Source organism: Microcoleus sp. S13_C5 (assembly GCF_036700845.1).
Taxonomy (GTDB): Bacteria; Cyanobacteriota; Cyanobacteriia; order Cyanobacteriales; family Microcoleaceae; genus Microcoleus.
Genome location: NZ_JAUBPR010000013.1, coordinates 1 through 13,654, shown reverse-complemented (window position 1 = coordinate 13,654; position 13,654 = coordinate 1). Strand labels below are relative to the sequence as shown.

General features: G+C 46.5%; 17 protein-coding genes. 9 read left to right on the top strand and 8 right to left on the bottom strand.

All coding sequences use genetic code 11. From position 1 onward, the window contains the following. Window positions 1–187: 187 nt before the first annotated feature. Window positions 188–514: a phasin family protein gene (locus QUA04_RS05780; protein ID WP_006634797.1), complete on the bottom strand. Its 327-nt coding sequence runs from the start codon at window positions 512–514 to the stop codon at window positions 188–190. Between the two features lie 215 nt (window positions 515–729). On the opposite strand from QUA04_RS05780, the gene QUA04_RS05775 reads away from it, so the two are divergent. The 4 genes from QUA04_RS05775 (at window position 730) to QUA04_RS05760 (ending at window position 3,567) form a co-directional block, all read left to right on the top strand. Continuing rightward, window positions 730–1,086 (top strand): zinc ribbon domain-containing protein, encoded by a 357-nt coding sequence (locus QUA04_RS05775; protein WP_333254648.1) that lies wholly within the window; start codon window positions 730–732, stop codon window positions 1,084–1,086. A 72-nt stretch (window positions 1,087–1,158) separates the two neighbouring features. After that, complete coding sequence (locus tag QUA04_RS05770) at window positions 1,159–2,124, top strand: BadF/BadG/BcrA/BcrD ATPase family protein (RefSeq protein ID WP_333254646.1); 966 nt, start codon at window positions 1,159–1,161, stop codon at window positions 2,122–2,124. Window positions 2,125–2,405: 281 nt separating this feature from the next. Further along, a complete protein-coding gene (locus QUA04_RS05765; protein ID WP_333254644.1) occupies window positions 2,406–3,062 on the top strand; it encodes a hypothetical protein in 657 nt (218 codons plus the stop codon). Between the two features lie 103 nt (window positions 3,063–3,165). Continuing rightward, complete coding sequence (locus QUA04_RS05760) at window positions 3,166–3,567, top strand: MgtC/SapB family protein (RefSeq protein ID WP_333254642.1); 402 nt, start codon at window positions 3,166–3,168, stop codon at window positions 3,565–3,567. Window positions 3,568–4,418: 851 nt separating this feature from the next. Here QUA04_RS05760 and QUA04_RS05755 read toward each other — a convergent pair. Together QUA04_RS05755 and QUA04_RS05750 are read right to left on the bottom strand one after the other, a co-directional pair. Beyond that, window positions 4,419–4,631 (bottom strand): hypothetical protein, encoded by a 213-nt coding sequence (locus QUA04_RS05755; protein ID WP_333254640.1) that lies wholly within the window; start codon window positions 4,629–4,631, stop codon window positions 4,419–4,421. 50 nt (window positions 4,632–4,681) lie between these two features. Beyond that, complete coding sequence (locus tag QUA04_RS05750; protein WP_333254638.1) at window positions 4,682–4,912, bottom strand: hypothetical protein; 231 nt, start codon at window positions 4,910–4,912, stop codon at window positions 4,682–4,684. 126 nt (window positions 4,913–5,038) lie between these two features. Here QUA04_RS05750 and QUA04_RS05745 point away from each other — a divergent pair, with 126 nt between their 5' ends. Both QUA04_RS05745 and QUA04_RS05740 read left to right on the top strand, forming a co-directional pair. Then, window positions 5,039–5,206: a hypothetical protein gene (locus QUA04_RS05745; RefSeq protein ID WP_333254636.1), complete on the top strand. Its 168-nt coding sequence runs from the start codon at window positions 5,039–5,041 to the stop codon at window positions 5,204–5,206. A gap of 80 nt (window positions 5,207–5,286) precedes the next feature. Continuing rightward, window positions 5,287–7,038, top strand: coding sequence for a hypothetical protein (locus tag QUA04_RS05740; RefSeq protein WP_333254634.1), 1,752 nt, complete (start codon window positions 5,287–5,289; stop codon window positions 7,036–7,038). 334 nt (window positions 7,039–7,372) lie between these two features. Here QUA04_RS05740 and QUA04_RS05735 read toward each other — a convergent pair whose 3' ends face one another. Continuing rightward, window positions 7,373–7,672: a hypothetical protein gene (locus QUA04_RS05735; RefSeq protein ID WP_333254631.1), complete on the bottom strand. Its 300-nt coding sequence runs from the start codon at window positions 7,670–7,672 to the stop codon at window positions 7,373–7,375. A 169-nt stretch (window positions 7,673–7,841) separates the two neighbouring features. Further along, on the bottom strand, window positions 7,842–8,639 hold the full coding sequence (cobS, locus tag QUA04_RS05730; RefSeq protein ID WP_333254628.1) for an adenosylcobinamide-GDP ribazoletransferase: 798 nt from the start codon (window positions 8,637–8,639) through the stop codon (window positions 7,842–7,844). Window positions 8,640–8,898: 259 nt separating this feature from the next. Here cobS and QUA04_RS05725 point away from each other — a divergent pair, with 259 nt between their 5' ends. The 3 genes from QUA04_RS05725 (at window position 8,899) to QUA04_RS05715 (ending at window position 10,903) form a co-directional block, all read left to right on the top strand. Continuing rightward, on the top strand, window positions 8,899–9,348 hold the full coding sequence (locus tag QUA04_RS05725; RefSeq protein ID WP_333254626.1) for a hypothetical protein: 450 nt from the start codon (window positions 8,899–8,901) through the stop codon (window positions 9,346–9,348). A 226-nt stretch (window positions 9,349–9,574) separates the two neighbouring features. Further along, complete coding sequence (gene tgt, locus QUA04_RS05720) at window positions 9,575–10,705, top strand: tRNA guanosine(34) transglycosylase Tgt (protein WP_333254624.1); 1,131 nt, start codon at window positions 9,575–9,577, stop codon at window positions 10,703–10,705. Between the two features lie 60 nt (window positions 10,706–10,765). Continuing rightward, window positions 10,766–10,903: a photosystem II reaction center protein K gene (locus QUA04_RS05715; protein ID WP_006634808.1), complete on the top strand. Its 138-nt coding sequence runs from the start codon at window positions 10,766–10,768 to the stop codon at window positions 10,901–10,903. An 84-nt stretch (window positions 10,904–10,987) separates the two neighbouring features. Here QUA04_RS05715 and QUA04_RS05710 read toward each other — a convergent pair whose 3' ends face one another. The 3 genes from QUA04_RS05710 to QUA04_RS05700 all read right to left on the bottom strand — a co-directional run bounded on the left by QUA04_RS05710 (window position 10,988) and on the right by QUA04_RS05700 (window position 13,549). Continuing rightward, complete coding sequence (locus QUA04_RS05710; RefSeq protein WP_333254622.1) at window positions 10,988–11,542, bottom strand: glutathione S-transferase family protein; 555 nt, start codon at window positions 11,540–11,542, stop codon at window positions 10,988–10,990. A 134-nt stretch (window positions 11,543–11,676) separates the two neighbouring features. Further along, window positions 11,677–12,258 (bottom strand): manganese efflux pump MntP family protein, encoded by a 582-nt coding sequence (locus QUA04_RS05705; RefSeq protein WP_333254620.1) that lies wholly within the window; start codon window positions 12,256–12,258, stop codon window positions 11,677–11,679. A 238-nt stretch (window positions 12,259–12,496) separates the two neighbouring features. Next, window positions 12,497–13,549, bottom strand: coding sequence for an ATP-binding protein (locus QUA04_RS05700; protein WP_333254784.1), 1,053 nt, complete (start codon window positions 13,547–13,549; stop codon window positions 12,497–12,499). Window positions 13,550–13,654: the final 105 nt, after the last annotated feature.

Here is a 13,654-nt window from a genome sequence, read left to right as displayed (position 1 = left end):
TACCAAAAAACGGCAGATACCAGATAATTTTTAAGGCAAAAGTATGAAGTCAGAATGTTTGTAATTCTACATAAATGGCTTCTACATGAGTGCCTTTTTTAGCCTTCTGGCTTCGGGTGACAATCTTATCACAAGATAACAGCGAACTCCTCGCGGGCGTTAGCGAAGCCCTCGAAGAGGATCGAACTCAGCGCCAGTTACGGTTTTCTAAATCCCGCATCTGACGTTCCAAACGATCGAGCCTTCCGCGCAACTCATCCATTTCGGACTGTCGAGGAACTCCCATATCTTGGAGAATATTCCGCAATTGCCGCTGCAACTGCGTATCCCAATTGCCCTGCTCAGACTTGAGGTGCTCCGTCATGTCATCGACAAAGGTTTTGGCTTGCTCGGGATTGATTTTGCCATCTTTGACCCATTGCTCGCTAGCTTCCTGCAATTTCTCGGCTACCAGGGAGGTAGTACCAATGCCCAGCATTACCAGTTGTTTGAGTAAGTTGCTATTGTTATCCATAGATTTTTCCTAATGTTTGTCCTTTCATACCCGATAGGCTCAGGTAGCCTGTTGTCACTGCGAAACCCTCTGTAAACTTAAAGTTACATCAGCGCACACCTACCTTTCTATTTTGGAGCATCAAGCCCCCTGATGGCGAGCCGATCGCGCTAATCGGCGTTCGGAAAACCCCCTAATGAGCCTACCCACCACCTTACCCCATAACCCTGCTGTCTATGCCTGATTGCCCCCGCTGCCACCAACCTGTAGACGCCCGAGCGCTCGCCTGTTCGCACTGCAAAATCCCTCTCAAAGCTTTCGGTCATCCGGGTATCCCTCTTTATCGATCGAAACCCGAAGAATTTCTGTGCACTAACTGTATTTATCACGAAGACGACACTTGCAACTATCCGCAGCGTCCCTTTGCCAAAGAATGCACGCTTTATCACGATCGAGCTGAGCCACTTGTGCCACAGACGATCCCTTACAGCAGCGGCGACGGGCTGCAATCGATCAAAAATTGGTGTCAGCGCCATCTGGTTTGGTTAGCATTATTAGGTTTAATTATTATTAGCATTGCTCTGTCGATTTAATCGGATTGTACAAAGCGTAGAATAGACATATCTCTGTTAATCTGGGTTGCTCTATTATTCTCTAAATTATTCATGAGCTACGTATTCGGCATCGACGGCGGCGGCACTAAAACTATCTGCCTTTTAATGGATGACAACCACCTTGTTTTAGGCCGGGGGGAAGCAGGGCCGTCAAATTATCAAACCCTGGGAATTGAGACAGCCAAAGAATCCATTCAATTGGCGATCGAACGAGCAGTTCTGTCCGCTCAGATCGAGGCTGTAGGCAATCTCAACATAGAAGCAATTGGTCTGGGACTAGCAGGCGTCGGGCGTCCAAAAGATCGTGAAATAGTGCAATTTGTAGTGCAGAACTTGCAGTTGACGAATACTTTACCAGTAACCCGATCGTTCCTGCCCAGGAATATAGTAATTTCCAGCGACTGTGCGATCGCACTTGCTGGCGGTACAGGCCATCCAGTGGGTATCGCCGTTATTTCAGGAACCGGTTCGATTGTTTTCGGGCAAAACCGTCACGGGAAAACTAAACGAGTCGGCGGTTGGGGATATATTTTAGGCGATGAAGGCAGCGGATATAACATCGCCCTTCAGGGTTTGCAAGCTGCTTTGAAGTTCTATGATGGACGCGAAGATTTTACCATGCTGGCGGAAAAATTTCAAAACCATTTAGACCTCAATAACCTAGAAGAATTGGTAGAAGTCGTTTACGGGCGCGGTTGGGGAGTCAAAGAAATTGCAGCTTTAGCGCCGATTGTCGAGGGAGCTGCAGCAGAGGGCGATCGCGTCGCTGACTGCATTATCAATAATGCTGTGGCAGAATTAACCTATTCAACAAAAATAGCCATTTCAGCGCTATTTAACCAAACAGAAGAATTTGAAATTGTGATCGTAGGAGGTGTGTGGGGCGGCGAGGCAAATTGCCGAGGTCGGTTTGAAGAGGCCATAAGTGCGATCGCCCCAAAGGCTAAGGTTATTTCGCCCCGATACGAACCAGCTTTCGGTGCTGGATTGCTAGCCTTAAACGCTCTCAACAATTAATCTCGTCTCCCGAGGCTTCGTGGTGGGATTTCACCTTAACTAATTAGAGGCTAAGGGGGACGATGAACCGAAATCTCTCCTTTATCCTCCTTATCTTCCCACTCTTGCCGATTTTATCTATTTTTCCAAATTTTAAAATTTTCGATTATCTACCTTATCTTCCCAACTTCTAAAATTCCAGCCTGCCATAATCAAAACATCAGATGAATGCGAAACAAGAAACAAATTTAGCAGTAGTGCGTTCCTAAGTAAACCAAAACCGAAGCAAGGAGACAATTTATATGATTACTTCTCAAAAATGGCGTTCAGCAACAGCAGCAATCCTCGCACTGGGCATTACAGTGGGAACCAGCGCGCCGCTAGTGGTAGCTACTCCCGCAGAAGCCCAACAACGAATTTCACAATTTGATAGCATCCGAATTCCGTCAGGCAGTGTAATTCCAGTTAGCTATGAAAAAGACAAAATAGTTGTTACCCGCGAAGAAACTGCACCTTTAACTTTAACAGTAGCGCGAGACATCCGCACAGATCAAGGAAGAGTATTAATCCCTGCAGGCAGCCAGATTGTCGGGGAACTACGACCTGTCAGAAGAGGCAATCAAAGTGGTACTCAATTTGTTGCCAGAGAGTTAATTATCAGCCGCCGCCAACGCTATCGGATTGACGGAAATTCAGGAATTATTACCAGAACCGAAAGAGTCCAAAAAGGTGCTGGCACAGGTTCAGTAGCGCAAGGTGCAGCCTTGGGTGCAGCAGCAGCAGCAGCACTCGCAGGCATTACCGGCGACAAAGCGATCGCGACTGAAGAAGTATTAGGAGGCGCTGGAATCGGCGCTTTAGCTGGAGTATTGTTAGGGCGGCGCAGCGTTGACGTGCTCGTGATTCGCCCGGAACAAGATTTGGCAGTGAGATTGCGATCGGACATCGTACTCCGCTAATATTGGAATCTTCCGATTAATTATTTGCAGTAAAACATTGTCGATCGCTAACTTGTGGTCTCCCGATAATTGGCTAGGCATACTATTAAGGTTGTGCCTAGCCATGTTTGTTGGCGGAATTATTGGATGGGAGCGCCAACTCCGGCACAAACCAGCGGGGTTGAGAACTCATATGCTAGTAAGTATGGGTTGTGCACTGTTTGTTTTAATGCCGCTGGCAATGGGTAAAAATGAAAGCGGAGGAGATGCTGTAGCGCGCGTAATTCAAGGCATTGCTGCCGGGATTGGGTTTTTGGGAGGCGGAGAAATCCTGCGGGAATCTCAGCAGGAAAGAGGCAAATCGGAAGTTCACGGGCTTACCTCGGCCGCCGCTATTTGGGTATCAGCAGCTTTAGGAACTGCTGCAGGATGCGGGTTGTGGAAACTGGCATTAATTGGCGCTTTAATGTCGCTGTTTGTTCTGAGAGTAATTAAAGAGTTAGAGCGTCGGAGTCGTAGGAAATAGTCTCATATCATTTCCGGTTACACTCCTTATGATGTTGACGGTTGACGGTTGACAGTGAACAGTCAACGCCGTGAACAGTGAACTCGAATTTACTATTCCGATGCTAACGGATTTGATATCAGTGATTATATAAAAGTGGGTATAATAACCATTATAACGTTCGTAGTGACGGCGGAAGTAAGAGCGAGTTTTATGAGGGTTAAAGTCCTTACTACCAACTAATTTTATTGCCGTCGATGGAGGGTAAATAATATTAGCTGTTTCATACCAAGTCCAGTTAATCACTGATCATAAATTGTTGGCCCTCATCCCAGTCATACCTGCCCAGATGGTAAAAAAGAAAAGGGGTGTTGCACAATTTTAGGATGATTATTTGGGTATGTTCCGCCTGGTGTGAAAATACACGCCTTCGGGCTACGAGATCCCATTCCACAAAAAAACAATCAAAATCACCCCGCAATTATGCAACGCCTACAAAGTGGCTAAAATGCTTGAAATCTCTGCTTGGGGCGATCGATAAATCTTCTCCCTTTGATAGAGAATTAACTATACATAACATTTCAAGAATAATGCTCAAGTTTTACGAAGCAAACACTTTAACTACGCCTTGACAGGTCGGGTCATCCAAGCCTGACCTTGGACGAGTGGAGTCATCACTATCCACTTACATATTCATTTTAATATTTATTTCAATTTTAGTTTATTTGCTCAAACCAGTGAACCAAAATACCAATATTTTTAAAATTAATTTGTATATAAATTAGGAAAAAAATATATTTTACGACTATTTAGTAACTATAATTTTTTTTAAGGATTATATCGCCCGAGGGCTGAATAAAAAATTAATTTCTCTAATTTCTATCCGAAAAACTTGGCATCTTCCTCACTTCCAAAGACTCTTGCCTCACGCGACCCGCCATCGCAGCTAACTGCAAGCTCATAAAAGCATTCAAATCTTCCAAATCACACTTGGCTGAGGAAAAAAACTTCTGCATTTCATTTTCCGCTTCCAAACTCAGATATCCAGCGGCAATAGCTTGTTTTACAACTTCACGAATCTGCATGGTAGAAATGTCCTTTACTAAAATTGAACTACTCAAACGCCAACTAATTACTAACAGGAAGTTTCGGAAACAGTCTCGCCAAAGATTTCAAATTTTTTCAGCTCGCGAGACTCTTGTTTCACTCCTCCCGACATAGCTGCTAGTTGCAAAGCCATAAAAGCATTTAAGTCTTCCAAGTCATACTTGGTGGTAGTTAACATCCGCCGCAGTTGATTTTCGGCTTCAATGGTTAGATAGCCTAGAGCCAGAGCTTGCTGGGCGAGATCGCGAATTAGTACCATAACACTTCGGAATTTTATTGGTTCAAGCCTAAGTATCAACTGTTTTCACAGAATCAGCAGTGACGGCTATTGCTCGATAGGTGTGACATTGTTACGGGCCACTCGTGACAGCCCGAGTCGCAGAGTGTGACTAAGTATTTGCACGGTTGTGACGGCGATCACGCGGGGGATGCCACAGGAGGATTGGGAGATTGGGGAGTCGGAGAGTGTCCGGGTGTCTGGGTGGGGGAGTCGGAGAGTGTCCGAGTGGAGGAGTCGGAGAGGGGGAGCATTTTTCTTCTTCCCTGGGACTAATGACTAATGACTACTGCCTTCTACCTTCAGAAGACGCTCAACGTCTATAATCAGCAAGTTAAATATTTACTGCAAGACATATGGAACTAGCTCATAAAGATTTGCTACAACAAATAGCCCGACTATCGGAAACTTATGCTAATTTGGCCGATCGCCTATCCCAAGCAGCAAAACAACTGCAAGACTCGGGCCTTCCTCCCTCTGACAGCTTGCTGCAGGAAGTAGCCGCCTACAGCCGCAACTTTGCTGCAGTCCAAAAACAAGCTCTCGAACTCAACAAATCCACGATCGCGCCGGGGGAAATTGCTTCCCTCAAAGACATTCAAAACTTAGTCGAGACTGCCGCAGCTTCTGAAGGTAAAGCAGAAATTCGCGATGCAGCATTGAAAGTGATTGATCGAGTATTGGCGATCGCCCACCGCGAACAAAGCGACTTCGCGCCCTTACAATCAGTTCATGCCAGAGCCCGCGAACTGCAACGCGCGATTTCCGAATCAACCCCAACTCAACTGCATTCTGACGCAGAATCCTTAGTCAGCGGCAAACACCCAGTTTCAGCAGTGCTCGCCCTGGTGGAACAGCAAGACAAATTAGATGACGAACAGTGGGTCATCCTCGAAGAAACAGTCAGCGCCGCTTTTGGCAAACAAATAGCCGTAGCCATTTCCAGAGGCAAATTAACCATTGCTGAGATGGTAAAAGCAGCACCTGCAAAAGTCGAACCCGCATTTAAAGCAGCGCCAGAACAAAAAATTAGCGCCGAACCTTTGCCAGAAGTGATTGTCATCCCGTCAGGAAATGTGGCACCGAAACAAGTTACAGTTGCGCCACAGATCCAGATTTTGGAATCCCCCGCACCTTCTGCCCCCATGCACGAAGTAATTATTGTTCCCAGCGTGGAAGTACCTAAGTCTCTTCAGACAACCGGTTCCGGGAACATTGTTTTTGGGGCACCTCGGGACATTCAACCAGCGGTGGCAGTAGAGGGCGCTTTGGGAATCAAAGTTTTGGTGCACATTCAAGGAATTGGCGATCGAACTTTCGGTTCTCAAGAATACGCGGGTTCTAAGGGTCAAGGGCGGCGCGTCGAAGGATTTCAAATTAATATCGATCCCCCAATTCCCGGCTTAAATGTCGAGTACATGGCTCACGTCGAAGGTGTTGGCGACACTCCTTGGCTCAGCGAGGGAGAATTGGCGGGTTTTCGGGGTCAAGCGAAACGAATTGAAGGATTTGCAGTGCGATTGAGCGGGCCGCAAGCTGATAAGTACGACGTATTTTATAGCGCTCACATTCAGAATATCGGCGACACCGACGTGTCCTCCAACGGCGAATATTGCGGCACTCGCGGCAAAGCTTTGAGAATAGAGGGTATCAAAGTTTGGATCGCGCCGTCTGCGAGTTCCCAAACAGCGGCGCCTGTGGGTTTAAAAGTGTTGGCGCACATTCAAGGAATTGGCGATCGAACTTTTAGCGATCGAGAATACGCGGGTACTAAAGCTCAAGGCCGCCGCGTGGAAGGATTTCAAATTAAAATAGAGCCTCCCGTTGCCGGTTTAAATTTGCAGTACATGGCTCACGTTGAAGGAGTTGGCGATACTGCTTGGATCTCGGAAGGGGAGCTAGCCGGTTTCCGGGGCAAAGCCAAGCGCATTGAGGGATTTGCAGCGCGGCTGACTGGGCCGCAAGCTGATAAGTATGACGTATTTTATACGGCTCACATTCAGAATGTAGGCGATACTCCTGTTACTGCTAACGGTCAATATTGCGGCACTCGCGGCAAAGGTTTGAGGGTTGAGGGGATGACTGTTTGGGTTGAGCCGAAAGCGTAAAAATTGAGAATGAATGGAAAATTTTAAATGGATTTTTCCATTCATTTTGTGTTGTTATATCATTTGGAATTGGTTGGTTTTTGTATGATTTGCGCGATGGTAGAGGGTAGGTTTTACCAACCATCTACGCCAAAAACTAATAATCTCATAAACCCGCCGCTCAACGGTAAACCTGAATGTACATTTTTTCCCTTTGATAAAAGTCAAGGTTGATATAGGTTATTAGTTGTGGGGGGCGGGTTTATGAGATTGTTTGTGTGGGTAAATATTATTGGTAAAACCCGCCGCTACAGCATCAAAAACACTTGCACAACTTACGCTAGCAAACACGATATTAATGGTGTAGCACGTGCAACAAGCCTTCTACCACATGACCGATCGCACTTGGAGCAGATTCGCAAGTCGCAGCTTCGGCGGCGCAGTGGCCGGCGTGGAGCGCGTTTCCGACAGCCTGACTCCCTCCCTCCAGCGCATCGGCACCAAATTGACCGCGATATGTTTCTTTGACCATTTCAGCTTGAATTTTGCTGGTAGTTTCTTCGGGATTTGTTTCCCAATTGCGGATTGTTTGGACAATCTCGAACCCAGCCCAAATTAACATTCCGAGGACGATCGCAGCAATAAAGTATCCCATAGCTTTCTTTATAGTTTGAGGTTTGCTGTATCTAATCTAGGGTGGCATTTGAAGGCAGACAGGATGAAAACCATTGCTATTGAGTGCGGATTTCCACCTGCTAGAACCGTCGTTATTTGCTAAATTGAGGACTAAAGTCTTCACTCAAACAATGGCAACATGACATAACTTACCCTTCTAAAGCCGCCAAAAGACACAGCAATAAAGCCTCCGTCCACTCGACTACAGCACCGTAAGTATCGCCCGTGTGGCCGCCCAAACGGTGGTTAAACCAGGCTCCGGCAAAAATTCCGATCGCACTTCCCCCCAAAGCCATCCCCACCGCCAACAGCCACCGATCGCCCTCCAAGACAACTTGCACCACGCTCAAACTAAGCAGCAACAGCACTCCTGGGATAAAATCAAAAGGAGAATAAATCGATTCCTTGTGAAAAGCTCCCTTACCCTCTGCCCGCAGATAGGGATAGCGGGCGATCGCCACCAGTTGGGCCCATCTCCCCCAACCCGCGACACCCATCAAAGCCAGCCACCGATAGTTATTCAAGTCCGACAGAGCGGCAGTTTTCAGCAAGACGATCGCGACCGCAGCCATCGCCCCAAAGGCTCCTGTAACGCTGTCCCGCATGACTTCCAGCCTGCGTACCGGGTCGGGTACAGCCAGCCCGTCCGCCGCGTCCATTGCGCCGTCTAGGTGCAGCCCGCCAGTCACGGCGATGCCCAAGACTACCACCAAGGCCGATCGAGTCAGAGCAGGCATTCCCAACAACTGCAACCCAACATCCGCCAGTCCCACCATCCCACCAATCAAAACCCCGATCGCCGGTGCCAAGCGGGCAATGCCCCGAAACTCCAAAGTCCAAGACACTGGTACCGGCAAACAAGTATAAAAAGCGACTGCGGCTGCGATGGCAGCACCTTGATTCCGGAAAAAGTCGATCGTAGAGCGAACCCATTTATCATGCACCATAAGATAGAAAATTTTTCATCTGGTATGCAGTTGTCAATCGATTAGCGTGTGCCAGAATTGGAACTGTAACACCCTAGTTTTTTGGATCGAGCATTCCTCCTGTCGGAGCTCTTTTCCCCGGAAAACCTCTGTCGGCAGCGATCCCAAAGCTCCCTATCTAAAATGACTAAACTCAAGATCCGCGTTTCCATTCCCAAAAATTCTAGCTAACTCCCTGATTTTCAAGACGGGAAAATACTACAACAGAGGCTTTTACTTCATGAGTCACGATCAATTGAATAACAGGGTAGTTGCTCCTTGTATCATCGATACAGGCATTGTCGTCAACAAAAGCGATATCAAAAGATTGCTGTTTGATTTAGGACGTGTCCGCTACCTTCACATACAAGATGGCCAGATTTACAGCGAAGGGGAAGGTTATGTACTCGAAGTCTTCGCCAACCCCCACCGTTCTACCCTGATTGCCAACCATGCCCTTTATTTGAACGTGTATAGTTTTGATTACCTGGAACTGAAACAGTCTCCTGAAGATGGTCCTTATTTTGACTTGGTTCAAGACGGACGGCTGTTGCGGTTAATTCCCCTCTCCAATCCTTTGCAAGAGCAATTCGCCCGGAATTTAAATGCTGCGGCTTTGGATGCGGTTGTCGATCAGGTACTCTCAGGCAACTGGGATCTGCAATTGGACGACGATGATTCCCCGTTTTAATCGACAGTCAGTCGATTTTAGATTTTAGATTTTAGATTTTAGATTTACTTGCAGCATTGAATCTGGGAGTTAGAACTAAGGTCTAAAATTTTTTGCCCTCCACGACGATTGTCGGAAACTTGTCTCCGTTTTTGGGCGGGGTCATGGTTTTTTTTGTCGCGATGTCATCAACAATAGATTAAATAACACGGACGACCGAGTAGCGGTTAACGAGCATCGGGGGCTAATGACTGAGGACAAGGCGAAATTTTCTTTTAAATGTCAGGCTAATTGCAGCCATACCCAAGCGCGTGCAGGGGTTTTTGCCACTCCCCACGGTGTGGTGGAAACGCCTAAATTTATGCCCGTGGGGACGCTAGCTAATGTCAAAACTTTGACCCCGGCACATCTTGAGGCGGCGGGTTCTCAAATGGTTTTGGCAAATACTTATCACTTGCACTTGCAGCCGGGGGAAGCAATTGTCGCAGGCGCGGGCGGATTGCATAAATTTATGGCTTGGCCGGGCCCGATGCTGACCGATTCGGGTGGCTTTCAGGTGTTTAGCTTGAGCCAAATGCGGAAGATTACTGATGATGGGGTGACTTTTCGCTCTCCCCGCGATGGCCGCATGATTAATTTGACGCCGGAACGATCGATCGAAATTCAGAATCAGTTGGGCGCCGATGTGATTATGGCCTTTGACGAGTGTCCCCCTTACCCAGCTACACGGGAGGAGGTGGAGGCTGCCACAAATCGCACTTACCGCTGGCTGCAACGCTGCATTCAAGCTCACTCGCGCCCGGATCAAGCTTTGTTTGGAATTGTCCAGGGGGGCGTTTTCCCCGATTTGCGATCGCGCGCGGCGAACCAGTTGGTAGATTTGGATTTACCAGGCTACGCCATCGGCGGCGTTAGTGTGGGGGAATCGGGGGATTTGATCGCAGAGATTGTCAAGGTGACTGCGCCTCTGTTGCCGGCAAATAAACCGCGTTATTTGATGGGGATTGGGACTTATCGGGAAATGGCGCTGGCGGTGGCGAGTGGCGTAGATATGTTTGACTGCGTGATTCCGACTCGGCTGGCCCGCCACGGGACGGCTTTTGTTGGTGGGGAACGCTGGAGTTTGAAAAATGCTCGGTTCCGGGAGGATTTTGCTCCGCTGGATGAGTCTTGTCCTTGTTATACGTGCCAAAAATTCAGTCGGGCTTATTTGGCTCATTTGGCGCGGGCTAACGAAGTGCTGGGGTATACTTTGCTGGCGCTTCACAATGTGACAGAGTTGATTCGCTTTACGGGGAGGATGCGGGAGGCGATTTTGGCTGATCGATTTACTGAAGAGTTTGCCTACTGGCTTGCACCGAGAGTCGATCAATCATGATTGCCTTGGGTAAAGATATGCGACAATTATGAAAATTCTGTTGGATAGGTAGGTTGATTCATGGAAGCTGCATTACTCTTAGCAAAACTGCCCGAAGCTTATTCGATTTTTGAGCCTTTGGTTAATGTTTTGCCGGTCATTCCCGTATTTTTCTTGCTGCTGGCTTTTGTTTGGCAGGCGGCTGTCGGATTTAGATAAGTTTGATTTCCTCAAAAGCAGGGGCAATTTTTGAATTGCCCCTGCTTTTAGCTATTAAGTTTTGTTTCGTTGTTCTTTCTGCCTTCAGCTACCGCCGATCGCACTTTTGAATGCCGGTCTTTCTGTGATCCGCTTGATGTAATCTACAACGGCCGGATAAGCACTGAGGTCTAGTTTTAGCAACATGGGAATGTAGGCTAACAATGACCCGACTGCTGCGTCGGCGACGCCAAATTCATCACCCATTAAAAATGGCTGTTTCTCGAAGATTTCATTTAACGGTTTTAACAACTTGGGAGTTTCGCGATCGCGACTTGCTTCTGTAAATATTCCTGGCCCCAAGGTGGCGTTAGCAAACATGACCCACTGCACGATTTGAGCTTGCTGCTCCAAAGTGTCTGGAATTTTACCATATTTTTGAGCTAAATACAGCACAATTGCGCCGGATTCCCAAAGTTTGAAATCTCCGTCAACAATTGCCGGTACTTTGCCGATCGGGTTAATTTCGAGATACTCTGGCTGCAAGTGTGCCCCTGCTTGCATATCCAGCAAGACGAATTCGTAGGGAACTCCTATTTCTTCTAGATACCACTTGACAATTGAGGCCCTGCTGCGGGCTCCGCCGTAAAGTTTCAGCACGAAATTTTTATCCTTTAACGCAATATTGCTGTTATAGCATTTTTTTGGAATTGGGAATTGGGAATTGCAGCCACCAGAGACTTTGATGTCAATGTTCGACTAATGACTAATGACTGATGACTACTGACTAATAACTAATGACCGATAACTAATGGCACCTCTGTCAAGTGCAAAAACAAGATTCTGCTGCCAATGAAAATCAAAATTGCTCCCCCCAATATCTCAATTTTATTTGCAAACAAGTTGCCGCACTTGTGCCCTATCCACACGCCTGCAAAGGCTAAAAAGAAAGTAATAAATCCGATCGCCGTCACCGCAAGAGCAATAGAATCTTTCAGGACAGCAAATCCGAGGCCAACTGCGAGGGCATCGATACTCGTAGCCACCGACAGCGTTATCAAAGTCCCCGTATCTAAGGGATTAAACTTTTTCTCGCCTTCTTCGCCTTGCAGCGATTCGTAAATCATTCTACCGCCAATGAAACTCAAAAGCCCAAAAGCGATCCAATGGTCGATCGGTGTTATCAAAGAACTAAAACTAAGACCGATGAGCCATCCTATGACGGGCATTAAAGCTTGAAAAACTCCGAAAAATAAGGCAATTTTTAAAGCTTTATTGACCTTCATGTGTTTGATTGCTAAACCGCTCGAAACAGCAACAGCAAAAGCATCTGCTGCTAGTCCCAAGGAAAGTAATATGGTAGTGGCTGCATCCATTTTTGTGAAAGTGTTAGATGTTATAGGTAAAGTGTTCCTCTTGACAGTTTTACTTTACACTAAAATTTGATGAAATTACGTTTTTATAATAATCTATTCATTTTTTCCTCACATTTGTTTCACAATTGACAAAGGTTGAAAAAATCAGCGGTTAGCTATATTACGAAGCCAAATTAAGCTTCTCGCACAGCTTGCTAGCCAGATTTGCGATGGGTTTCCCTGGCGGCAAGATGCGATATTAAACGATCGGCAATTTTACCCTAAACTCAGCACCGCCCCCTGTTTTAGATTTAATTTGAGGTTGAACCGGAGATTCAACTGTAAGGCGGCCGCCGTGCAATTCTACAATAATTTTATAGCAAACCGACAGATCCAACCCGGTAAAATTTTTAAATGATTTAGTAGGGCAAGAATGGTCAAATATTTTCTGTTGAATTTCCGGCGGAATTATTGAGCCATTGTGGGCTATGGATACAACAATAAATCTGCCTGTATATCCCTCGACTATATCGGTTTTAATTGTAATAATTTGAGCGGAATTTTCAATACTTTTAACTGCATCTATAGCATTGATGATGAGACTCGCGAATACCTGGCTCAGTTGACCGGGATAACAAAAAATTGGCGGCAGGTTGTGGTACTCCTTGACTACTAATATTTTTTGCTCCAGTCTCTGAGCCAGCAACAGCAAAATATTGTCTATGCTCTCATTAACGTTGGCGTGTTCTTTGTTGGCTTCGTCAGGAAGTGAAAATTTCCTCAAAGCCAGGACGATCTGGCGAATGCCATCGGCTCCTATTTTCAAAAAATTGAGGATTTGCGGCAACTCTTGGCTGATAAAATCTAGGTCGCAAGTCTCTATTTTTTTTGCAATTCGTGGCACAGGTTCGGGATATTGTTCGCGATAGAGGCGAATTATACTAAGCAAATCTTTGATATAATCGTTGAGGTGAATCAGGCGGCCGTAAATAAAGTTAATTGGGTTATTAATTTTCTGGGCAACTTCGGCGGTTAGTTGACCGATAATTGTCATTTTTTCGCTTTGTACTAAATGCTCTTCGGTGATTCTGAGTTTGGCTAATACTTCTTCCAAAAGTTTGAGTTCTTCTTGAATTTGCCCGTGGAGTTGGGATTGGGAAATTGCGATCGCCAGCGAGTCTGCAATTGCTTCCAAAACTTCCACCTCGTCGGGAGTCCCAAACCGCCGATTTGCAAAGGCGAAGAGATATCCAAGCCGATGATTCTGAGTTAGTACGGGTACTGCTGCATAGTGACTATTTGTGAGTTCGATATAGGCGTGTTCCTCAGACGATGTGGCATCATACCAATTTTATGTGAAGTTGCATATAATAGAGAGATAGCTTGTATGGTGCGTTTATGAGTCGTAGTTTAAAAA

Coding starts and splice junctions, on each gene's coding strand:
- QUA04_RS05770 (WP_333254646.1), top strand. CDS start 1,159: ATGAGCTACGTATTCGGCATCGACGGCGGCGGCACTAAAACTATCTGC.
- QUA04_RS05725 (WP_333254626.1), top strand. CDS start 8,899: ATGAGTCACGATCAATTGAATAACAGGGTAGTTGCTCCTTGTATCATC.
- QUA04_RS05775 (WP_333254648.1), top strand. CDS start 730: ATGCCTGATTGCCCCCGCTGCCACCAACCTGTAGACGCCCGAGCGCTC.
- QUA04_RS05735 (WP_333254631.1), bottom strand. CDS start 7,672: ATGGGATACTTTATTGCTGCGATCGTCCTCGGAATGTTAATTTGGGCT.
- QUA04_RS05765 (WP_333254644.1), top strand. CDS start 2,406: ATGATTACTTCTCAAAAATGGCGTTCAGCAACAGCAGCAATCCTCGCA.
- QUA04_RS05760 (WP_333254642.1), top strand. CDS start 3,166: ATGTTTGTTGGCGGAATTATTGGATGGGAGCGCCAACTCCGGCACAAA.
- cobS (WP_333254628.1), bottom strand. CDS start 8,639: ATGGTGCATGATAAATGGGTTCGCTCTACGATCGACTTTTTCCGGAAT.
- QUA04_RS05780 (WP_006634797.1), bottom strand. CDS start 514: ATGGATAACAATAGCAACTTACTCAAACAACTGGTAATGCTGGGCATT.
- QUA04_RS05740 (WP_333254634.1), top strand. CDS start 5,287: ATGGAACTAGCTCATAAAGATTTGCTACAACAAATAGCCCGACTATCG.
- QUA04_RS05705 (WP_333254620.1), bottom strand. CDS start 12,258: ATGGATGCAGCCACTACCATATTACTTTCCTTGGGACTAGCAGCAGAT.
- QUA04_RS05715 (WP_006634808.1), top strand. CDS start 10,766: ATGGAAGCTGCATTACTCTTAGCAAAACTGCCCGAAGCTTATTCGATT.
- QUA04_RS05755 (WP_333254640.1), bottom strand. CDS start 4,631: ATGCAGATTCGTGAAGTTGTAAAACAAGCTATTGCCGCTGGATATCTG.
- QUA04_RS05750 (WP_333254638.1), bottom strand. CDS start 4,912: ATGGTACTAATTCGCGATCTCGCCCAGCAAGCTCTGGCTCTAGGCTAT.
- tgt (WP_333254624.1), top strand. CDS start 9,575: ATGACTGAGGACAAGGCGAAATTTTCTTTTAAATGTCAGGCTAATTGC.